This window comes from Methylobacterium mesophilicum (assembly GCF_022179445.1).
Taxonomy (GTDB): Bacteria; Pseudomonadota; Alphaproteobacteria; order Rhizobiales; family Beijerinckiaceae; genus Methylobacterium; species Methylobacterium mesophilicum.
This window is the reverse complement of the sequence record NZ_BPQU01000006.1, coordinates 71,578-92,042: the sequence shown is the minus strand read 5'-3', so window position 1 is coordinate 92,042 and position 20,465 is coordinate 71,578. Positions and strand designations below refer to the sequence as shown.

At 70.3% G+C, this 20,465-nt stretch carries 21 protein-coding genes; 13 read left to right on the top strand and 8 right to left on the bottom strand.

Annotated elements, in window-relative coordinates:
- Window positions 1–2: 2 nt before the first annotated feature.
- Window positions 3–590 (bottom strand): hypothetical protein, encoded by a 588-nt coding sequence (locus MFF40_RS09000; protein ID WP_187277691.1) that lies wholly within the window; start codon window positions 588–590, stop codon window positions 3–5.
- Between the two features lie 181 nt (window positions 591–771).
- Between MFF40_RS09000 and MFF40_RS08995 the strand changes: the two genes are divergently transcribed.
- From MFF40_RS08995 to MFF40_RS08940, 12 genes are all read left to right on the top strand, one after another.
- On the top strand, window positions 772–1,359 hold the full coding sequence (locus tag MFF40_RS08995; protein WP_147854501.1) for an ANTAR domain-containing response regulator: 588 nt from the start codon (window positions 772–774) through the stop codon (window positions 1,357–1,359).
- Window positions 1,356–2,369 (top strand): CmpA/NrtA family ABC transporter substrate-binding protein, encoded by a 1,014-nt coding sequence (locus MFF40_RS08990; protein WP_238260186.1) that lies wholly within the window; start codon window positions 1,356–1,358, stop codon window positions 2,367–2,369. Before MFF40_RS08995 ends, MFF40_RS08990 begins: the two co-directional genes overlap by 4 nt.
- 95 nt (window positions 2,370–2,464) lie before the next feature.
- Window positions 2,465–2,677: a hypothetical protein gene (locus MFF40_RS08985; RefSeq protein WP_187278025.1), complete on the top strand. Its 213-nt coding sequence runs from the start codon at window positions 2,465–2,467 to the stop codon at window positions 2,675–2,677.
- A gap of 532 nt (window positions 2,678–3,209) precedes the next feature.
- Window positions 3,210–4,463 (top strand): NAD(P)/FAD-dependent oxidoreductase, encoded by a 1,254-nt coding sequence (locus MFF40_RS08980; RefSeq protein ID WP_238260184.1) that lies wholly within the window; start codon window positions 3,210–3,212, stop codon window positions 4,461–4,463.
- A 101-nt stretch (window positions 4,464–4,564) separates the two neighbouring features.
- Complete coding sequence (locus MFF40_RS08975) at window positions 4,565–6,376, top strand: NirA family protein (RefSeq protein WP_147856327.1); 1,812 nt, start codon at window positions 4,565–4,567, stop codon at window positions 6,374–6,376.
- The gene (locus MFF40_RS08970; protein ID WP_147896336.1) at window positions 6,373–7,977 is read left to right on the top strand and encodes a sulfite reductase subunit alpha; all 1,605 of its coding nucleotides are present in this window, start codon (window positions 6,373–6,375) and stop codon (window positions 7,975–7,977) included. Before MFF40_RS08975 ends, MFF40_RS08970 begins: the two co-directional genes overlap by 4 nt.
- Window positions 7,978–8,244: 267 nt before the next feature.
- A complete protein-coding gene (locus MFF40_RS08965) occupies window positions 8,245–10,941 on the top strand; it encodes a nitrate reductase (RefSeq protein WP_147896335.1) in 2,697 nt (898 codons plus the stop codon).
- Window positions 10,942–11,094: 153 nt separating this feature from the next.
- On the top strand, window positions 11,095–12,573 hold the full coding sequence (gene cysG / locus MFF40_RS08960; protein ID WP_147896334.1) for a siroheme synthase CysG: 1,479 nt from the start codon (window positions 11,095–11,097) through the stop codon (window positions 12,571–12,573).
- Between the two features lie 89 nt (window positions 12,574–12,662).
- Window positions 12,663–12,908 carry a type II toxin-antitoxin system Phd/YefM family antitoxin gene (locus tag MFF40_RS08955; RefSeq protein WP_147856309.1) on the top strand — a complete coding sequence of 82 codons (246 nt, stop codon included), beginning with the start codon at window positions 12,663–12,665 and terminating at the stop codon, window positions 12,906–12,908.
- Window positions 12,898–13,185, top strand: a complete 288-nt coding sequence (locus tag MFF40_RS08950; RefSeq protein ID WP_147856308.1) for a type II toxin-antitoxin system RelE family toxin — start codon at window positions 12,898–12,900, stop codon at window positions 13,183–13,185. Before MFF40_RS08955 ends, MFF40_RS08950 begins: the two co-directional genes overlap by 11 nt.
- A 98-nt stretch (window positions 13,186–13,283) precedes the next feature.
- Window positions 13,284–13,535 (top strand): DUF4926 domain-containing protein, encoded by a 252-nt coding sequence (locus tag MFF40_RS08945; RefSeq protein ID WP_187277834.1) that lies wholly within the window; start codon window positions 13,284–13,286, stop codon window positions 13,533–13,535.
- Complete coding sequence (locus MFF40_RS08940) at window positions 13,532–13,870, top strand: DUF6883 domain-containing protein (protein WP_238260183.1); 339 nt, start codon at window positions 13,532–13,534, stop codon at window positions 13,868–13,870. Before MFF40_RS08945 ends, MFF40_RS08940 begins: the two co-directional genes overlap by 4 nt.
- A gap of 15 nt (window positions 13,871–13,885) precedes the next feature.
- On the opposite strand, the gene nudC is transcribed toward MFF40_RS08940, so the two are convergent.
- From nudC to MFF40_RS08915, 5 genes are all read right to left on the bottom strand, one after another.
- Window positions 13,886–14,785 carry an NAD(+) diphosphatase gene (nudC, locus tag MFF40_RS08935; RefSeq protein WP_147856306.1) on the bottom strand — a complete coding sequence of 300 codons (900 nt, stop codon included), beginning with the start codon at window positions 14,783–14,785 and terminating at the stop codon, window positions 13,886–13,888.
- A gap of 6 nt (window positions 14,786–14,791) precedes the next feature.
- On the bottom strand, window positions 14,792–15,211 hold the full coding sequence (locus MFF40_RS08930) for an HIT domain-containing protein (protein ID WP_147856305.1): 420 nt from the start codon (window positions 15,209–15,211) through the stop codon (window positions 14,792–14,794).
- Window positions 15,212–15,293: 82 nt separating this feature from the next.
- Complete coding sequence (locus tag MFF40_RS08925; RefSeq protein WP_147856304.1) at window positions 15,294–15,899, bottom strand: hypothetical protein; 606 nt, start codon at window positions 15,897–15,899, stop codon at window positions 15,294–15,296.
- A 61-nt stretch (window positions 15,900–15,960) separates the two neighbouring features.
- Entirely contained in the window at window positions 15,961–16,824 is an 864-nt protein-coding gene (locus MFF40_RS08920) for a universal stress protein (RefSeq protein ID WP_147856303.1), read from the bottom strand.
- A gap of 27 nt (window positions 16,825–16,851) precedes the next feature.
- Window positions 16,852–18,000 carry an acyltransferase family protein gene (locus MFF40_RS08915; protein WP_187278024.1) on the bottom strand — a complete coding sequence of 383 codons (1,149 nt, stop codon included), beginning with the start codon at window positions 17,998–18,000 and terminating at the stop codon, window positions 16,852–16,854.
- A gap of 208 nt (window positions 18,001–18,208) precedes the next feature.
- Between MFF40_RS08915 and MFF40_RS08910 the strand changes: the two genes are divergently transcribed.
- The gene (locus MFF40_RS08910) at window positions 18,209–18,913 is read left to right on the top strand and encodes a DUF4142 domain-containing protein (RefSeq protein ID WP_238260182.1); all 705 of its coding nucleotides are present in this window, start codon (window positions 18,209–18,211) and stop codon (window positions 18,911–18,913) included.
- Window positions 18,914–19,196: 283 nt separating this feature from the next.
- On the opposite strand, the gene MFF40_RS08905 is transcribed toward MFF40_RS08910, so the two are convergent.
- On the bottom strand, window positions 19,197–19,859 hold the full coding sequence (locus tag MFF40_RS08905) for a carbonic anhydrase (RefSeq protein ID WP_147856742.1): 663 nt from the start codon (window positions 19,857–19,859) through the stop codon (window positions 19,197–19,199).
- A gap of 45 nt (window positions 19,860–19,904) precedes the next feature.
- The gene (locus tag MFF40_RS08900) at window positions 19,905–20,420 is read right to left on the bottom strand and encodes an NUDIX hydrolase (protein WP_147896331.1); all 516 of its coding nucleotides are present in this window, start codon (window positions 20,418–20,420) and stop codon (window positions 19,905–19,907) included.
- Window positions 20,421–20,465 lie beyond the last annotated feature (45 nt).

The window sequence follows — 20,465 nt, the reverse complement described above, 5'->3', positions numbered from 1 at the left end:
CGTCAGCGCAGGCAGTCGGCCACCACCAGGGCGACGGATCCCTGTACGGCGGCCGCGCCGTCGCGCATCAGGTTCGCCGCATCGCCGACGACCCGGGCGGCGGGGGTCAGCCGTTCGACCACCGAGGCGGCGAAGGGCAGAGCGGCGGGGGGCAGCAGATCGGCCTCGTCCGACTCCGCGGCCTCGGCACGGCCGGCGGCCAGCGGATCGGTCACGTGCTGAGGCGTCTCCGGGCAGCGGCGCCCGGGGCAGACATGGCGGCCCGCGATCGCGATATGCGACGTCGCCCGGGCCGCGAGCACAGGCCGGGCCGGCTGCGTCGGGGCCAGGGGATAGACTTCGGCGAAGGCCACGGCGGCCGGGCGGCGGACCGAAACGGACACCGGCGCGGCTTTGAAGAAGGCGGTGGGCGACGGAGCCTCGGGCGCAACGACCTCGGCGCGGGCCTCCGACGGCGGCGTCAACTGCGACGACGGACAATAGAGGGAAGCGACACCCAGAATTCCCACCACGACCAACGTCGGCAGGAACGGCATCGAAACGCGCCCGGTGGCGGCGTCCGTCAGGGCAAGCGGGTCTGGCCTGCGCATCCGTTTCACCACCCCCGCCCTAGTTCCGACGACGCAAGAATGCCCCCAGCATTGCGGCGGAAGCTGGACCGTTTCTTTGCGCGGCGGTAACGCTGGCGACAGCTGCGGGGCATACGCCTTGCTTGGCCGGAGCGCCCGAACCGGGTCGCCCTCTCAAGAAGTCCCGCCCGACCGGGCCCCGATGACCGAATCCAACCTCACCGTCGCCGTGATCGACCCGAGCCGCGCCCGCGCGGCGATCCTGGAGGAGGGGCTGCGCGCCGCCGGCATCGGCCGGATCGTGGTGATTCCCGATACCGTCGACCTTCTGGAGCGGGTGACCGCCCTGAAGCCCGACGTGGTCGTGATCCACCTGGAGAGTCCCAGCCGGGACATCCTGGAGCAGATGTCGGGGGTTTCCCGGCAGGTCGAGCGGCCGGTGGCGATGTTCGTCGACCGCTCGGACACCACCATGATGCAGGCGGCGGTCGACGCCGGTATCTCGGCCTACGTGGTCGACGGCCTGCGGGCGGAGCGGATCAAGTCGATCCTCGATATCGCCATCCTGCGCTTCAACGCCTTCGCGCGGCTCCAGCGCGAATTGTCGGAGGCCCGCGGCGAGCTGGCCGACCGCAAGCTGATCGAGCGCGCCAAGGGCATCCTGATGAACCTGAAGGGGCTGACCGAGGACGAGGCCTACAAGCAGCTCCGGCGCAAGGCCATGAACGAGAAGCGCAAGATCGCCGACATTGCCCGGGCCATCGTCACCACGGCGGACCTGCTCGGATGAGGCTTCAGCTCGGCTACGTCCCCCTTTGCGATGCCGCGCCGCTGATCGTGGCGCACGCGTTCGGCTTCGCCCGGGCCGAGGGTCTGGAACTCGACCTCTCGGCCGAGCCGTCCTGGGCGACCCTGCGCGACCGCCTCGCGCTGGGCCATCTCGACGGCGCCCACATGCTGGCGCCGCTGGCGCTGGCGAGCCGGTTGGCCCTCTCGGGCCCGCCCTCCGACCTCGTGGTTCCGCTGCAGCTCAGCGCCAACGGCAACGCCATCACGGTGTCTCGGGGGCTCTGGGCCGCGATGGAGCCGGCGAGCGAGACTCTGGCGGACGTGGCCCGGGCCTTCGCCCGGGTGGCGGCCGAGCGCCGGGACGCGGGCCGGCCGCTCACGCTCGGCACCGTGCATCCGTTCTCCTGCCACAGCTATCAGCTGCGGCTGTTCGCCGAGGCCGGCGGCCTCGACCCGTCGGCCTTCCGCACGGTCGTGGTCCCACCCCAGCACAGCGTCGAGGCCCTGGCCCGCGGCCTGGTCGACGGCTACTGCGCGGGCGCGCCCTGGAACGATGTCGCGGTGGCGGCCGGCCACGGGCGGATTGCGGCACTCGGTTGCGACCTCGCACCGGACGCCCCCGAGAAGGTCCTTGCCGTGTCGGGCCGGCTCGACGACGCGCTGCTGCCCCTCGTCCGGGCGGTGGCGCGGGCCGGCCAATGGTGCGCGGACCCGGCCAACCGCACCGACCTGATCCATTGCCTCGCGCACCGGACCTATCTCGACCTCGACGTCGAACTCGTGGCCCGGGGCTTCGCAGGCGATGCGATGCTGGACGCGGTCGGCGCGACGCGGCCGATGCCGAGCCGTCTCGACCTGGGCGCGGCCGTGCAGGAGCCGCGGCCCGAGGCCGCGCGCTGGCTCGTGGCACAGATGGCTGCCGCGCAGCAGATCCCGCCGGGGCGACACCCTGAGGCCGAAGCAGCCGCCATCTACAGGTCCGACCTGTACCGGGCCGCCATGGCGCTCTGAGCGGCAGCAGACGCCACGCGCATTTCGTCATTCGGCCGTTGCCGAGATGCGGCGGATCGGGAACGTTGCCAGGTCTCGGCCGTTGTCGCTTCGCCATGCCCGGATGCCGTAAACTCGATACCGAATCGTCGACATCGCATCCGCGCAGCCGGATCGAGCTCCGACGCTATGTTCGTCGCGGCGCCAAGGCTCCGCGCGCCAGCAACGACAACCGCCGTGCCGGCGGTGTCCCGTCCTGGTATTGGGTCCTCGTGGCCGGCGCTATGCCGACCCTGGGCCTGCTGGCGATGCTCTCGACCCTGATCTGAATCGCATCGGGTATCTGACCCGAACCGGTGGGCAGTTCGCTGCTTCTCCGCCCTTGCGAGTAGAGCGGAGCAACCCATCGTGGGCCGCTCTCCAAGCGTATCGGACCCTTACGTGGCTTCGCTCCGCCCGCAATGGCGGCGGAGGGCGATGCCGCTGCCGTCTGTTCACGTTTGCAAAGACCGCCGGGACGCCAGTTCGGCCGCCACGGCGATGATCGTTTAAGCGACCACCCGCCTGCTTTTTATGCAGTGCAATGCACCACGCTTCAGCGTGCAAGGCCTTCTAGGCTACCGAAATTTATTTCGCAATCAGAACACCTTACCGATGCGGATCGTGCTTGGCACAGGATCTGCTTGATAGCTCGCGTCCGTCAACGGCGACGGGCAGCGCCGTCAGCGAGGCCGCTGATCCGGTTCTCCTGCGGCAGAAGCCTGCCCCGGGGGATGACCGGCAGCGGCTTTTTCGTGGGCGGTCCGCCGACGATCCTGCACTCGAGGTTCCCGACGCGATCGAGAGATGGCGACATCCCCAATGGATACCAGCGCACACGATTCGCGCGCCGAGACCGGCCTTCCACGCGAGCGGCTCGTCGTCGTTGGCAACGGCATGGCCTCGCTCCGCTTCCTGGAGCGCCTGACCGAAGGGTCGCCCGGCCGCTTCGACGTGACCTGCGTCGGCGCCGATCCGAAGGCTGCCTATAACCGGGTCCTGCTGTCCTCGCTGCTGGGTGGCGAAGTCGACGAGGCGGCCTGCGAATTCCGCGGCCTCGACTGGTACGCGGCCCACGGCATCCGCCTGATCACCGGCGCCCCGGTCACCCAGATCGACCGTGAGAACGGGTTGGTGATCGTGGGAGAGACCCACGTTCTGCCCTTCGACAAGCTCGTGCTGGCGGTGGGGTCCCTGCCGATCCGCCTGCCCAAGCCCGGCATGGACCTCCCCGGAGTGATCACGTTCCGCGACCTCGCCGACGTGGCGGCGATCCGCAAGGCCGCCGTGCAGCACGCCCGGGCGATCGTCATCGGCGGCGGCCTGCTCGGGCTGGAGGCCGCGGTCGGCCTGGCACGGCTGGGGGTCGACACGACCCTGCTCCACGTCATGGACCGGTTGATGGAGCGCCAGCTCGACCATCACGCCGCGGGGCTGGTGAAGCGGGCCATGGAGGCCCGCGGCGTGCGGGTGCTGCTCAAGGCCGACACCGCCCGGGTCGAGGGTGACGGCCGGGTCGAGCGCCTGATCCTGGCCGACGGGACCGTACTCCCAGCCGACCTCGTGGTGATGTCCGTGGGGGTGCGCCCCTCGGTTGCCCTGGCGCAGGGGGCGGGGCTGGAGATCGGCCGCGGGATCAAGGTCGACGACCGGATGACCACCTCGGACGCCAACGTCTTCGCCCTCGGGGAATGCGCCGAGCATCGCGGCCTGATCTACGGGCTGGTCGAGCCGGCCTACGAGCAGGCCGACACCCTGGCCCGCCACCTCGCCGGCCAGAGCGCCGCCTATGCCGGCACGTCGCTCGCCACCAGCCTCAAGGTCTCCGGGCTGCCGGTCTTCTCCGCCGGCCTGGTGGACACCCCCGAGGATGCCGAGGCGATCGTCCTGTCCGATCCCGGCGCCGGGCTCTACCGCAAGCTGCTGGTGCGGGACGGCCGGCTGATCGGTGCCGTGTTCGTGGGCGACATCGCCGAGCAGGGCGCCTGTAAGGGCCTGATCCGCTCCGGCGATCCGGTCGAGAACCTCGATGATCTGATGTTCGGGCGCCCGGCGCCCGAGCAACTGGCTGCTTAGTTCCCCGGCCGATCGGCAGGGGAACTAAGCCTTTGATTTTACACGCTCGCTTACGCCTAACCGGCATCCACTTCGGCGGCGAGCGATCCAGGGAGGCGCAGATGGCCGAGACCACCCCACAGACCGCCCCGGACGGCTTCAACCCCGAGCAGAAGCGCTACCTCGAAGGCTTCGCCTCGGGCGTCGCCGCGGCCCGCCTGACCGGCGGCCTGGCGATCGGGCAGGGCCCGGCCGCGCCGGCCGAGCCCACCGGGCCGGATGCGATCCACATCAAGGCGCAGGACAAGACCGTCAAGGATGGCGGCAAGCTCTGCGAGCAGGAGAAGTGGAAGCGCGCCGAGAACCCGTTCGACGGCCATAACCGCCTGATCGCCGATGCCGCCGCCGGCAAGCAGCCGAAGCCCGAGGACAATTTCCGCTGGCGCTACCACGGCCTGTTCTGGGTCGCCCCGAACCAGGTCAGCTACATGGCCCGCCTGCGGATCCCCAACGGCATCCTGCACCATTGGCAATTCGCGGGCGTCGCCGACCTCGCCGACCGGCACGGCGGCGGCTACGTCCACGTGACGACGCGCGCCAACCTGCAGGTGCGCGAGATCGGCCCCGAGCACGCCCAGCCGTTCCTGGACGGGCTCGTGGATATCGGCCTCACCGCCCGCGGCTCGGGGGCCGACAACATCCGCAACGTCACCGGCTCGTCCACCGCCGGCATCGACAGCCAGGAGTTGCTGGATACCCGCCCGCTGGCGAAATCCTGGAACAACTGGATCATCAACGACCGCTCGCTCTACGGCCTGCCACGCAAGTTCAACGTTGCCTTCGACGGCGGCGGCGTGATGCCGACCCTGGAGGAGACCAACGATATCGGCTTCCAGGCGATCGAGGTTCTGGACGGCGCCGCGGTGGCCGCGGGCGTCTACATGCGCCTCGTGCTCGGCGGCATCTCCGGCCATCGGGACCTCGCCCGCGACACCGGCATCGTCCTGAAGCCCGAGGATTGCAACGCGGTCGCGGACGCGATCATCCGGGTGTTCATCGAGAACGGCGACCGGACCAACCGCAACAAGAGCCGGATGAAGTACGTCCTCGACGCCTGGGGCTTCGACAAGTACATCGCCGCCGTCGAGGACAAGCTGGGCCGCAAGCTCGACCGGGTCGATCCCGCCCATGTGGCGCCGCGCCGGCCCACCGACCGGTTCGCCCATGTCGGCGTCCACGCCCAGAAGCAGCCCGGCCTCAACTGGATCGGTGTCGTCCTGCCGGTAGGCAAGATGACCAGCGACCAGGTCCGGGCGCTGGCCGAGATCGCCCGCGACTGCGGCGACGGCCAGATCCGCCTCACCGTCTGGCAGAACTTTATTTTTTCAGGGATTCCGGATGCGAAGGTGTCCGAGGTCGAGAGCCGTATCCTCGAACTCGGCCTGACCACCAAGGCGGCCGGCATCCGCTCCGGCCTCGTCGCCTGCACCGGCGCCCGGGGCTGCAAGTTCGCCGCCTCCGACACCAAGGGCCACGCGCTGATCATCGCCGACCATGTCGAGCGCACCGTCACCGAGCTCGACGTGCCGGTGAACGTTCACCTCACCGGCTGCCACCATTCCTGCGCCCAGCACTACATCGGCGATATCGGGCTGATCGGCGCCAAGGTGGTCGTCTCGGAGGAGGGCGACACCGTCGAGGGCTACGACATCGTGGTCGGCGGCGGCTTCGCCGAGAACCCGAAGATCGGCACCGAGATCTGGAAGGCCGTGAAGGCCGAGGACGCGCCGTTCCGGGTCGAGGCGCTGCTGCGCACCTACCTGGCCCGCCGGGAAAGCCCGGACGAGAGCTTCCAATCCTTCACCGCCCGCACCGGCGCCGAAGCCCTGCGGGACGCCGCCGAGGAACAGCCCGCCCTGAAGGCCGCCGCATGACCCAGCACGTCGCGCCCCCCCTCGTCCTGATCCCCGAGACCGCGCCCTTCGACGCCGACCAGCGCTCGTGGCTCTCGGGCTACTTCGCGGCCCTGCTCGGCCCCGCCGTGACGGGAGCCACCGCCCTCGCTCCCGGCGACGCGCCCGCCGCCGGCCCGAAGCTGGCCGACAACGACGACGCGCCCTGGCACGACCCCTCCGTGCCGATCGGCGACCGGATGGCGATGGCCAAGGACCGGCCCGAGCCGCACAAGCTGATGGCCGCCATGGCCCAGCAGGATTGCGGCCAGTGCGGCTACAACTGCGCCGACTACGCCAACGCGATCTTCCTGAAGAACGAGGAGCGCCTGAATCTTTGCCAGCCCGGCGGCAAGGAGACCCTGCGCATGCTCAAGAAGCTGGAGGAAGAGTTCGTCGCCGCCGGTGGCGCGCCCGCGGCCCCGACGTCCGAGGGCGACGCGCCCAAGCCGGCAGCCGATCTCGGTCCCCAAGGCTTCTGCCGTGAGAACCCGGTCGAGGCCCTGTTCCTGTCCCGCCGCCGCCTCAACGAGCCGGGCGGCGAGAAGGAGACCTGGCACATCGAGATCGGACTGGACGGCACGCCGATCACCTACGAGGCCGGGGATTCGCTCGGCCTGTTCCCGGCCAACGCCCCGGCTTTGGTGGACGCGGTGATCGCTGAACTCGGCGCCCGGCCCGAGCGGATGATCGGGACCCAGACCCTGCGCGACCACCTGCTCAAGGACTACGCACTCGGCGCCGCGCCGGACAACCTCTACCAACTGCTGTCGCTGCTCACCTCCGGCGCGGCCCGCAAGAAGGCGCAGGCCCTGGCGTCCGGAGAAGACCCGGACGGTGACGCCGCCTATCTCGACGTGCTCGGCGCCCTGCACAAATTCCCTGGCGCCCGGCCCGACGCGGAGGTTTTTCTGGAGGCCCTCGACGAGTTGCAGCCGCGGCTCTACTCGATCTCGTCCTCGCCCAAGATGGATACCGGGATCGTGTCTCTGACCGTCGACGCGGTGCGCTACAACCACCGCTCCCGGCTGCGGCTCGGCGTGGCCTCGACCCATCTCGGCGAGCGCCTGCCCGAGCAGACCAAGGTGAAGATCTACCTCCAGAAGGCCCACGGCTTCGCCCTGCCGGCGGATCTCACCAAGGACGTGATCATGTGCGGCCCCGGCACCGGCATCGCGCCGTTCCGGTCGTTCCTACGCGAGCGCGCCGCCACGAACGCCCCCGGCCGCAACTGGCTGTTCTACGGCCACCAGCGCCAGGCCACGGACTTCTTCTACAAGGACGAGCTCAACGCACTGAAGGACGACAAGGTGCTCAACCGCCTGTCGCTCGCCTGGTCCCGGGACGGCAACGAGAAGACCTACGTCCAGGACCGGATGCGCGAGAACGGCGCCGACCTGTGGAAGTGGCTTGAAGGCGGCGCACATTTCTACGTCTGCGGCGATGCCAAGCGCATGGCCAAGGACGTGGAGCGGGCGATCATCGACGTGGCGGCCAGCCATGGCGGCAAGAGCCCCGAGGATGCGGTCGCCTATCTCGCCGCCCTCAAGAAGACCGGCCGCTACCAGGCCGACGTGTACTGAGCCGCGCCCTCTCCATGCGGGCCACGGGGGTCACACCGCGTTCCATGCGGAGCGCGACGCGCCCCCTCTCCCGTGCGGGAGAGGGTTGGGGTGAGGGGTCAGGTCTCTCTGGAGAGGTCGCATCCCTCACCCTGTCCCTCTCCCGAACGGGAGAGGGGACCCGCGCCCCATCTGGCCACGAGGGCGATCCACTCGCTGTCGAGTGACGGGGAGCGCGGCCCACCTCTTGCGGTCGCTATCGAACAAAGAACTTTCGAGGACCCAGCCATGACCCTGTCCGTGGCAGACCCGGCGGTGCGCACGACCTGCCCCTATTGCGGGGTCGGATGCGGCGTGCTCGCGACCCCGGACGGGAACGGCGGCGCGGCGATCGCGGGCGATTCCGAGCACCCGGCCAATTTCGGCCGGCTCTGCTCGAAGGGCTCGGCGCTCGGCGAGACCCTGTCGCTGGAGAACCGCCTGCTCCACCCGCAGGTCGATGGAGTTCAGGCCTCGTGGGACGCGGCACTGTCGACCGTATCGGAAAGACTGCGCGCGGTGACCGAGGCGCACGGATCGGAAGCGATCGCGTTCTACCTCTCGGGGCAGCTCCTCACCGAGGATTATTACGTCGCCAACAAGCTGGCCAAGGGCTTCATCGGCACGCCGCACGTCGACACCAATTCGCGGCTGTGCATGTCGAGCGCGGTGGCGGCCCACCGCCGTGCCTTCGGCTCCGACACCGTACCCGGCTGCTACGAGGACTTGGACGAGGCGGACCTGATCGTCATGGTCGGGTCCAACGCCGCCTGGTGCCACCCGGTCCTGTTCCGCCGCATGGCCGACGCCAAGGCCCGGCGGGGCACCAAGTTCGTAGTGATCGACCCGCGCCGGACCCAGACCGGCCAGGAGGCCGACCTGTTCCTCGGGATCCGTCCCGGCAGCGACGTAGCGTTGTTCTCGGGGCTGCTCGTGCACCTTTCGGATAACGGCTTCCGCGACCGGGCCTTCGTGGAGGCCCACACCGCCGGGCTCGATGCCGCCCTCGACCGCGCCCGCCTCATCGCGCCGGACGTGGCCGCGGTCGCCGCCGCGACCGGCGTGCCAGCATCCGACATCGGCGCCTTCTACGACCTGTTTGCGGGCACCCGCCGGGTGGTCACCGCCTTCTCGCAGGGTGTGAACCAGTCGGCGCAGGGGACCGACAAGGGCAACAGCATCATCAACTGCCACCTGATCACCGGCCGCATCGGCGAGACCGGGATGGGGCCGTTCTCGCTCACCGGCCAGCCCAACGCCATGGGCGGCCGCGAGGTCGGGGGTCTGGCCAACATGCTGGCCGCCCACATGCACTTCGCCCCCGAGGAGGTGGACCGGGTGCGCCGGTTCTGGGGCGCCCCCCGGATCGTCACCGGCGAGGGCATGAAGGCGGTGGCCCTGTTCGAGGCGGTCGCCCGGGGCAAGATCAAGGCCCTGTGGGTGATGGGCACCAACCCGCTGGTCTCGATGCCGCAGGCCGATCGGATCCGCGAGGCCCTCAAGGGGCTCGAACTCTACGCCGTCTCCGAGGTGATGGCCGATTCCGACACGGTGCGGGGCCTCGGCAAGACCACGGTGCTGCTGCCGGCCCTCGCCTGGGGCGAGAAGGACGGCACGGTCACCAATTCCGAGCGGCGGATCTCCCGGCAGCGCCGGTTCCTGGCCGCTCCCGGCGAGGCACGGGCCGACTGGGCGGTCCTGTCCGAGGTCGGGCGCCGGCTCGGCCACGATCGCGCCTTCGCCTTCCCGTCGGCGGCGTCCGTGTTCCGCGAACATGCCGGGCTCTCGGCCTACGAGAACAACGGCACCCGCGACTTCGATCTGGGCGCGCTCACCGACGTCGGCGACGCCGCCTACGACAGCGCGTTGCCGGTGCAATGGCCGATCCCGAAGCGCTCCGGCCCGAAGGGCGCGCCGCAGGGCAGGGCCCGGCTGTTCGGCGACGGCCGGTTCTACACCTTCGACCGCCGCGCCCGCTTCGTGGCGGTGCAGCCTCCGGGCGTGGCGCAGGCGGTCTCGGAGGATTTCCCGTTCGTGCTCAACACCGGCCGGGTGCGCGACCACTGGCACACGATGACGCGCACCGGGAAAAGTCAGCGCCTCTCGGCGCATCGTGCCGTGCCGTTCGTCGAGGTACATCCGGATGACGCGGCCGGCCTCGGCCTCATCGAGGGCGGCATCGCCCGCCTGCGGACCGAGCACGGCGAGGCCGAATTGGAGGTGATGATCACCGACACGGTGGTGCGGGGCTGCCTGTTCATGCCGATGCATTGGGGCAGCGCCCACGCGTCGAAGGCGCGGGTCGGCGCCCTCGTCCGCGGCGTACCGGACCCGGTCTCGGGCCAGCCCGAGTTGAAGGCGACGCCCGCCGCCCTCGAGCCCGTCACCTACCGGGCCCGGGGCTTCCTGCTGTCGCGCCGCCAGGTGGCGCTGCCGGAGGGCTGGTGGTGGGCGCGGGCGGCGATCACCGGCGGATGGGGCGTGCAATTCGCCACCGCAGCCAGTTCAAGCGCCGTGGCGCTGATGGTCCGCGGACTGATCCAGAGCGAGGCGCTCGCCGGCTACGAACTCGCCGAATACGCCGACCATGCCCGCGACCGCTACCGCTGCGCCGTCTACTACGGCCCGCGGCTGGTCGCGAGCCTCGCCTACGCCCCCGCGGAAGCACGCCCGGACTGGGAGGCGGCCAAGGCCCTATTCGCCGTCGAGGCCCCCGAGGCGGCCGAGCGCCGCGCCTTGCTCTCGGGACGCGCCGCCACCGCGCCGGCCGGGCCGGTCGTCTGCGCCTGCCATGGGGTCGGCGGCGACGTGATCGCCGCGACCATCGCGGCGGGAGCTGATTCCGTCGAGGCTGTGGGCGCGGCCTGCAAGGCGGGCACGAATTGCGGCTCCTGCATCCCCGAGATCCGCAAGATGCTCCCCGGCCAGACCGCCCGCGCCGCGTGATTCTTTGATATATGCCGAATCGAGAACGGAGCGGCCCGTCCCACCAGCCCCCTCATCCCGGGATGCGGGCGCGGAGCGGCGGCAGCGACGCGGCACCTCAGGATGAGGTTGTCGGTTGGGATAACCGGCACGATGTAGGCTCAGGATAGATTCGTGACCGACACCCCAAGCCTCCTGCGCGCGGCCCGCGCACCCCGCGAGACCCAATCCGCCGGCCTGGAGCCGTTGGCGGTGCTGCCGGTGTTCGTGCCCCTGCGCGGCAAGCGGGTGGTGCTCGCCGGATCCTCGGGTGGGGCGCCCTGGAAGGTGAAGGTCCTGGCCGCCGCGGGCGCCCATGTCGACGTCTACGCGCCTCAGCCCAGCGACGAGCTGCGCGCGGTGCCGAACGAGATCGTCGACGGCAGCGTCGATCTTCACGAGCGTGCCTGGACGCCCGACGACCTCTGGGGCGCGGCCTTCTGCATCGGCGCCATGGAGGACGAGGCCGACTGCGTCGCCTTCGTGGTCGCAGCCCGCGGCGCCGGGGCCATCGTCAACGCGGTGGACCGACCGCACCTGTGCGACGTCAAGTTCGGCGCCATCGTCAACCGCTCGCCGCTGGTGGTCGGCATCTCCACCGAGGGCGCGGCGCCGGTCTTCGGGCAGACCGTGCGCGCCCGGATCGAGGCGATGCTGCCGCGCGGGTTCAGTCGCTGGGTGGGGGCCGCCCGCGACTGGCGGGACGGCGTCACCGCCCGGTTCCACGGGTTCAGCGAGCGGCGCAGCTTCTGGGAGCGCTTCACCGATCGCGCCTTCGCGGAGCCGGACCGCGCCCCGACGCAGCAGGACCTCGCCGAGCTGCTCGGCGAGACCGAGGCGGCGCCGAAGGGCGGCGCGGTGAGCCTCGTCGGCGCCGGTCCGGGCGACGCGGAGCTGCTCACGCTCAAGGCCCTGCGGGCGCTGCGCAATGCCGACGTGATCCTGTACGACGACCTCGTCGCCCCGGAGATCCTGGACTATGCCCGCCGCGAGGCGCGGACCATGCTGGTGGGCAAGACCGGGCACGGCCCGTCCTGCCGCCAGGACGACATCAACGCGCTGATGGTTCAGCTCGCCCGCACCGGCAAGCAGGTGGTGCGGCTGAAATCCGGCGACCCGCTGGTGTTCGGCCGGGCCGGCGAGGAGATCGAGGCTTGCCGGGCCGCGGGCATCCCCGTCACCGTGGTGCCGGGCATCTCGGCCGCGCAGGGGGCCGCAGCGGCGCTGGGCCTGTCGCTGACCCACCGCGACGCCGCCCGCCGCCTGCAATTCGTCACCGGCCACGACCGCCGCGGCGCCCTTCCGGACGACCTGAACTGGGGCGCGCTCGCCGATCCGAGCGTGACCACCGTGGTCTACATGCCCAAGCGCACCTTGCGGGCGCTGCTCGCCCGGGCGGTGGAGGAAGGGCTGGCACCCGCGACCCCGGCGCTGCTGGTGTTCAACGTCAGCCGCCCGAATCAAGCGTCGCTGCGCGGCACCGCCGCCGACCTCGCCGACCATGTCGAAGCCGCCGGCCTCGACGGACCGGCGCTGCTGATGGTGGGCGAGGCATTCTCGGAGACACGGGCGGCGGTGCCGGACGAGGCGGCGCCGGTGCGGGTGGCGATCTGAGCCCGAGGGGTGGCGTTTGGCGAGTCGAAATGCAGTACCGAATCCGGTATCGAATTTCGGAGGCAGAACGGAATCCTTCGGAGCTTGAGATGCAGGCCGTGCTGGCGAACGTAGCCGTGAGCGTGTCGGATCTGAAGAAGAGTCCCGCCGGCGTGTTGAGTGAGGCGCAGGGCGAGACGGTCGCGATCCTCAACCACAACCGGGTCATGGCCTACATGGTCCCTCCGGCCGCCTACGAGGCGATGATGGAGCTGATCGACGACGCCGAGCTGGCTACTTTGATCCGGGCGCGATCCGGCGAGGTGCCGGTGAAAGTCGCGCTGGATGAGCTATGAGCTGCAATTCCTTCCCTCCGCTCTGAAGGAATGGCGCAAGCTCGGCGACACCATCCGCCAGCAGTTCAAGGCCAAGCTCGCTGAGCGGTTGGAGACACCCCATGTCCCGGCGGACAGGCTGCACGGCGCAGAACTGAAGGATTGCTACAAGATCAAGCTGCGCGCCGCCGGCTATCGCTTGGTTTACCGAGTCAGCGATGCAGCGATCACGGTGACCGTGATCGCTGTCGGCAAGCGCAGCCGGGACGACGTGTACCGGACGGCGCAGAAACGATGACTCAGCCGGGGGTGGAGTCACGATCCAGCATTGGCAATGCCGAAGCAATCACGCCCATAGCTTTTGCTGGCCGGCGTGATCCGCGGTAGAATAATCGCATGTCATTTGACTCGACCTTCTACGGCCGAGCTTTGGGGCAAAGTGCCGCGATCCGCGAGCTGAGCTGGATCGCGCTTGTCGATCATCACGAGACTGAGGACGGGCACATCCTGCCAGCCGGAAGCGAGGGCACGATCGTCGGGACCTGGGCGCGGGGGGCGGCCTACGAAGTCGAGTTCACCAAACCCTTCGCGGCCCTCATCACGTTCAAACCGGACCAGTTCCGAGTCACGGCGGAACCGATCTTTTGATCGGCTCCCGTGTTCCCTTCAAGAACGTGCTCGTTCCGCACGAGAAGATCGTCCACTACCTGCTCGATCTGGCGCATCCGGACGGTGGATCCAAAGCCACATTCTTCAGTGCGCCCGGCTTCCGCCCGGACGATCCGAAGGCACTGGCCGACGCCCTGCTTGAACGTGTCGCCACGAACCCGGTCGTCAGTATCCGGCACGGACGCTCCGGCGCTCAGCTCGCCGTCGAGGGCCGCATGCCGATGCCGGATGGCACGAGCCGCAACGTCCTGTCAGTGTTGCGCCATCAGGAAACGGGCGACGGCGTCTTCGTCACCGCCTATCCGCAGAGCTAGAACTGCACGGACGGCTCAGGTTTCGCCGGCCACGAACGCCCGCATCAGGTAGTTGGCGATCGCCATGGGCGGCGGGGACTGGATGCCCTCGGGGTGGGTGCCGGCCAGCATGGCGGCGACCGCGGCGCGGTCGAACCAGCGGGCGTCCTCCAACTCGCTCGGGTCGGTGACAATGTCGCCGTCGAGGGCCTCAGCGGCGCAGCCCAGCATCAGCGAGGACGGGAACGGCCAGGGCTGCGAGGTCCGGTATGTGACCGCGCCGACGCGGATCCGCGTCTCCTCGAACACTTCGCGGCGCACCGCGTCCTCGATGGTCTCGCCGGGCTCCAGGAATCCGGCGAGGCAGGAATACATGTGGGGGCGGAAATGGGGGCCGCGCCCCAGCAGGCAGGTCTCACCCCGGCGCACCAGCATGATCACCACCGGGTCGACCCGGGGGAAGTGGTGGGCGTTGCAGGATGGGCATTCCCGGCGGAAACCCCCGGCCTTCGCCGCGGTGGCCGTGCCGCAATTGGCGCAGAAGCCGTGTCGGGCGTGCCAGTCGAGCATCGACTTGGCCACCGCCAGCAGACCCAGTTCCTCGGCCTCGACGGCGGATTCGGTGGCGATGGCGCGCAGGTCGAGGGTGCGGGTCCCGCCGGCGGCAAAACCCTCCGCGGCCTCGGCCGGCGCCGACGCGGCGAAGACCGGCCGCCCGTCCCGATGGCCCAGGAAGATGCGCGTGTCGGACAGGTCCGGCGCCTCGGCCGGGGTGATCAGCGCGGTAGACCCGCGCAGCACGATCCGGTCGCCGCAGATCACGACGAGGCGTGCGTCCGGTGCATCGAACGGAGGCACCGCCTCCTCGGGCTGCTCCGCCGAGTGCCGGTCGAGGCGGTTGCGGACGAAGCCGAGGGTGTCGCGGGGATCGGTCATACGGGTTCAAGCCGCGGAGAACAGGGTGCCGGCGCGCTCGATCAGCTGGGCGCGGGCATGGAACGGATAAGGTTTTCGGCTTTCGAAACCCCAAACCGGGCCCGGCCAGGCCGGGTCGGAGCGGAACCGGCCGACCACGTGGACGTGGAGTTGCGCCACGACGTTGCCCAGCGCCCCGACATTGACCTTATCGGGCTTCGACAGCGCCTGCATCACCCCGGTGGCGATGCGGATCTCCCGCCACAGCGCCGCGGCGTCGGCCTCGGACAGGTCGGTAGTCTCGGAGACGTCCGGCCGGCGCGGCACCAGGATCAGCCAGGGGAACCGGGCATCGTCCATCAGCAGCACGCGGCACAGAGCGAGGTCACCCACCTCGACGGTGTCGGCGGCCAGGCGCGGATCGAGGGCGAAGGCGGACTCGGTCATAACTCGAACCTGTAGCGCAGCCTGGACCGCGGCGCGCCTGCCCGATGCGCGGATCAAGAACGCAGCCGCAGCAACGCAATCGTCAAAAGGAAGGCACCGCCCCCTGACGGCCCACCGCGATCGTGCCGACAGAGAGGGTCCCGTCCGACCCGGACTGGGCGAACAGGGTGACGGCCGCGCCCGGTTCGAGCAGGGCCTTCTCACCGGGAGCGATGGCGGTGACCGGGGTCCCATCCGGCACCGAAAAGCTCGCCTGGCCGCCGCCGTAACCCAACGTCAACCGGAGCGGGCGCCCGCGCTGAAGGTCGGCAACCCAGCCCGCCGTGAGGGTCGCGCCCGGGTCGGTATCCCAAGGCTGGGTCCCAGCCTCGAAGCCGCGCTCAGAGGGGGAATACAGCGTCACGGCCTTGGCCCGAACCGGCTCGGCGCCGGGCGTAGCCAGAACGCTGACGTAGCTCTCGGGCTTGATGTTGCGCAGGGCCGCCTCAGTCACGGCGAAGACGCGGGTCCGGGGGTTCATTCGCAGGGTCAGCGTGCTGCCGCCGGGCCGGCGGATCTGGATCCGGTCGGCCTCGGCCCAGTCTACGATGCCGCGGAACCGCACGGTGGTCGTCTGCGCCCGGACGGCGGTCGCACCGGCGACCATCATCAGGGCGGCGAGGAGGAAACGAGTCGCGAATGTCGTCACGGTGATCCTGATCCGGCTGCCGTGGCCGAACGCCAGGCGCGCGCGGCGGTTCCGATCACCGTCAATGCGCCAGCAGCACCGGCATGTCGGCATGGGCCAGGACGTGGCTGGTGACGCCGCCGAAAATCATCTGGCGCAAGCGGCTCTGGGTGTAGGCGCCCTTGATCAGCAGATCGCAGCCAAACGCCTTGGCTTCCGCCAAAAAGGTCTCGCCCGGCGCGCGCCGGCCGGACGGAAGAGAGCGGTGCGAGGCCGCCACGCCCTCGCATGCCAACGCCTGGGCGAGGTCCTGTGCGCTCGGCCCCGGAACCATGCCGCCCTCGACGCTGAGCACCAGCACCCGCTCGGCCCGGCGCAGGAACGGCATCGCGAAGGCCACCGCCCGGGCGGTCTCGGTGGAGCCGTTCCAGGCGATCAGGATCGCCTCGCCGAGTGACGTCGGGGCGACCGGTGGCGCCAGCAGGATCGGCCGGCCGCCCTCGAACAGCGCGGTCTCGAAGGTGGTCATCCGCGGGGCGTTGTCGGTGGTCCCCGGGCGTCCGACCACGGTGGCCGAGAACAGCCGGGCGTATTGGCCCAGGAACGCGTCGCCGGTGGGCACGTCCTGCCGCCAGCGGTAGCGCGGCCCGGCATCCGCCACTTTCTCGGGGATGCACAGGCCGTCGCGGGCGTGCCGCGGGATCCCGGCCGCATCCATGAAGGCGACGAAGCGGCCGCCGGCCTCCTCGGCCTCGGCGCGGTCGGCCTCCTCGTCGCGCAGCCAGGTCATGCCGCCGACCATGTCGACGGGGACGTACTCGGCGAGCGCCGGGCGCAGGGACACGCCCTCAATCAGGCTGCCGAAGCGCGACGCCGCGAGCCGCGTGGTCTCGAACACGGAGGTCAGGCCGTCGTGCATCGCGACGGGTACGAGCAAGGTCTTCATCGCGGCATCCTCCTCCGGTGCGCGAGGCTAATCCGCCCGAGGCCCGGTGGGAACCGGGGCTGGGACGGGGCGCACACCGTTTTGCGCGGCACCGGGATCCAGGCGGTCGCGCGCCCAGCGGCTCAGCGGCCGCTCGACGAACCGGTGGACCAGCAGGGCGGCCGCGACGCTGCCGACGAGCATCGCGGCGACGCTGCCCCAGGGGTGCAGGATCGGGGCGAGGCCGAGCCGCAGCAGCGCCTCGCGCCCGAGGCGCAGCGCGAACGGGTGGACGAGGTAGAGCGCGTAGGAGGCGTTCCCGAGCATCACGAGCCCCCGCGCGGGCGCGGGCAGCGCTCGGATCTCCGTGGCGTCCCGCTCCGGACCGAGGGCGGCGGCCACCAGCAGCGCCGACGGCAGGCCGACGAGCAGCGGGCGCAGGAACCCATCCGCGGCCCCGTCGCCGCCGAGCAGGCGTGCGGCCAGGGCCAGGCCGAGAATCCCCGTCACCCCGAGCCCGAGGCGAAATGCGGATCCAGGCCGAAGCCCCTCCCGATGGGCGAGGGCGAGCCCGGCGCCGAGCAGGAATTCCAGCACGATCGGGTTGGCCCAGAACCGGATCGGCACCGGCAGCCCGGGCACGAGCGCACCGGCGGTCACCAGCAGCACCAGGGCCAGAGCGAGCCAAATCACGGCGCCGCGCCGGCCGAAGCCCAGCCCGAAGGCGAAGAGCCCGTAGAAGAACGCCTCGTAATTGAGGGTCCAGCCGAGGCCGTAGAGGGGCTGGATGGCGCCGTCCGGCCGGGCCGCCGGCCAGAACAGGAACCCGGCCAGGATCGTGCCCGGCTCGCCGACGAGGGCCGCGGCATCGCTCAGCCATTCGGGGCGCGCGAGGGCGAGGGCCAGGACGATCAGGCTCACCAGCCAGTACAGGGGCACCACCCGGGCGACGCGGTGCGCCAGGAAGCGGGCCCGCCCACCCGGCGCCCCGAACAGCCGGCCGCTCGCATGGACGATGACGAAGCCCGAGATCACGAAGAACAGGTCGACCCCGCCCCACCACGGCAGGAGCGTACCGGGATCGAGGGTCGGGCCGGCGCCGCGCGCAGCCAATAGCCCGGCCTCGTGCCGTGCGTGATGCCAGACCACCATCAGCGCCGCGGCGGCGCGCAGGACCTGGATTCCGAACAGGGTCACGGAGCCTTCAGCACAAATGGAGTTCCTCAAATCCCAGGTTCTCAGCAGAAAACGGCAGGAACCATAAGCCGATAGCCCCGTTGTCGAACCAATTCGCGAACGTGTCGCCGTACGGTTTCGGCTGCGAGATCTTGGACCTTCGACGAGGTCCGGACCTTTGCTGGCCCCGCGGGCCGCTTCGCGTCTTCAACACGTACTCGAGGTTTTCATGCTTAAGAACTACGCTGCTGCGTCCGCGCTCGTCCTGGCGCTGTCGACCCCCGCCTTCGCGCAGGGCGCCAACGATTTCCGTTTGCAGTCGATGCAGGCGAACGCCTTCGAGGTCCAGTCCTCGCAGATCGCCCTGTCCAAGTCGCGCAATCCCAAGGTGCGGTCGTTCGCCCAGGAAGTCATCCGCGACCATCGCGCCGCCAACGTGGCGCTGGCTGGCGGCGAGAACAACTACATGGCGGCTCGTGACGAAGGCCTCGGCGGCCTCGTGACCGCCCCGCTGGCCGTGGCGGGCGGCGCTGTCGGCGCCGGCGTGGGCGCGGCGACGGGTGTGGTCGGCGGCACCCTTTCGGGCGGCCCGGTCGGCGGCCTTCAGGGCGTCGGCACGGGCGCGGCCAACGGCGCGGCGGCGGGCAGCCGCCTCGGCCGCGGCGATGCCATGGCCACCGGCGCCTCGACGGTCGTCCCGCCGAGCCCCGAGCAGCAGGCGATGCTCGCCGAGCTGTCCGCGACCCCGGCCGGCCCGCGTTTCGACCGTCTCTACGCCAGCCAGCAGATCCAGGCGCACCAGATGACGATCGCCATGACCCAGGCCTACGCTCAGGGCGGCCCGAACCCGGCCCTTCGCAATTACGCCCAGCAGGCCCTGCCGGCCCTTCAGATGCACTACGACCACGCCCAGCGTCTCCCGGGCGCGATGTGATCTTTTAGGATCGCCCGGCTTCGGCCGGGCGGCACGGCGAGAGGCGGCAGGCGCGAGCCCGCCGCCTTTCTCGTGTCTGGTCGCGACGAAGATGTCCTGCCTTGGACACTCCCACCCCCGCGCCCTCATCCTGACGCCGGCGGACTTCGAGGGATGAGGGGAAGGTTTGGATATCTGGCGTGCGGATACGTCGCCCCGCGGAGCCCCTTCCAGTCAAACCAGCCTATGAGCCGAGTTCGACCGGATCGCGATCGCGCCCGGTGCTCCGCCTCGAAGCAGCCCCTCAGTCGCAGGCCACCGCGGTCGGCAGGATCTTGCGGCCGGCATCGTCCACCGCCGGGTGGAAGTCGCCGGTCTCCGGATTCCGTACCAGCAGCACGCCGTTGGCGACGCCGAAATGCGCGCCGTGGATGTTGAGCCGGCCGTCCTCGACCCGCTCTTTGATGAACGGGAAGCTCAACAGGTTCTCCATGCTCTGGCTGACCATGGCGTGCTCCATCCGGGTCAGGTAGTCCGGCGCGCTCGAATCGCCGGCCTTAGCCTCCGCGGCGCCCACCAGAGAGACCCACTTGCCGATGAAGTTGCTGCTCGAGAGCGGCGCGGCCTTGTTGGCGAAGGCCTTGATGCCGCCGCAGGTGGCGTGGCCCAGCACGACGATGTGCTTCACCTCGAGCGCCTGGACCGCGAACTCGATGGCCGCCGAGGTGCCGTGATAGGCGCCGTCCGGCTCGTAGGTCGGCACGATGTTGGCCACGTTGCGGATCACAAACAATTCACCGGGGCCGGCATCGAAGATCGCCTCCGGGGCCACGCGGCTGTCGCAGCAGCTGATCACCAGGATCTGAGGCTCCTGGCTCTGAGCGAGCTGCGCGAAGCGCCGCCGCTCGGTGGGAAACCGGTCGGCCAGGAACGCGCGGTAGCCCTCGGTCAGGAATTCAGGGAACATGCCATCTCCTTCAGGTTCGGGATCTTCGCAGGTGCGAGATCCGCATCAGTGATCGTGCCAAGTCAGAACGCGCGGCCGGGGCGGAATAGTCCCGGCCGCAAGATCGGCTGCGAGATCGGCCAGCCCTGCCGGCTCGACGCGCTCGCCGCTCGCCTTGAGTTCGGCCAGCGGCCACCAGCGGGTTCCGATCACCGGGTTGTCCTCGGTCTCGGCGAGCCGGCTGGTATCGATCCGGTCGTCGGGTAGGCGGGCCAGGAAGTAGCGCTCGCGGGCGTCCCGCGATTGGCGGAACAGGTGGAACGGGCCGTCGCAGGCCGCGACCTGCGGACCGATCGCGACGTCGTCGCGTCCGATCTCCTCGCCCAGTTCCCGCCGGCAGGCGGTGACGTGATCCTCGCCGGGCTCCAGGCCGCCACCGGGCATGAACCAGAAGCGGAGCGGCTCGCCGTCCGGCCCCCTGGCGTGGACGGAGGCGTAGGCGATCAGCAGGATTCGGTCCTGCGGGTCGAGGACGATCGCCCGGGCGATGTGGCGGATCGCGGGTGTGTTCGGTTCGCTCATGCAATTGAGCTAGAGCGCGGCCCCCCGGACGGACACCGCTCTGCC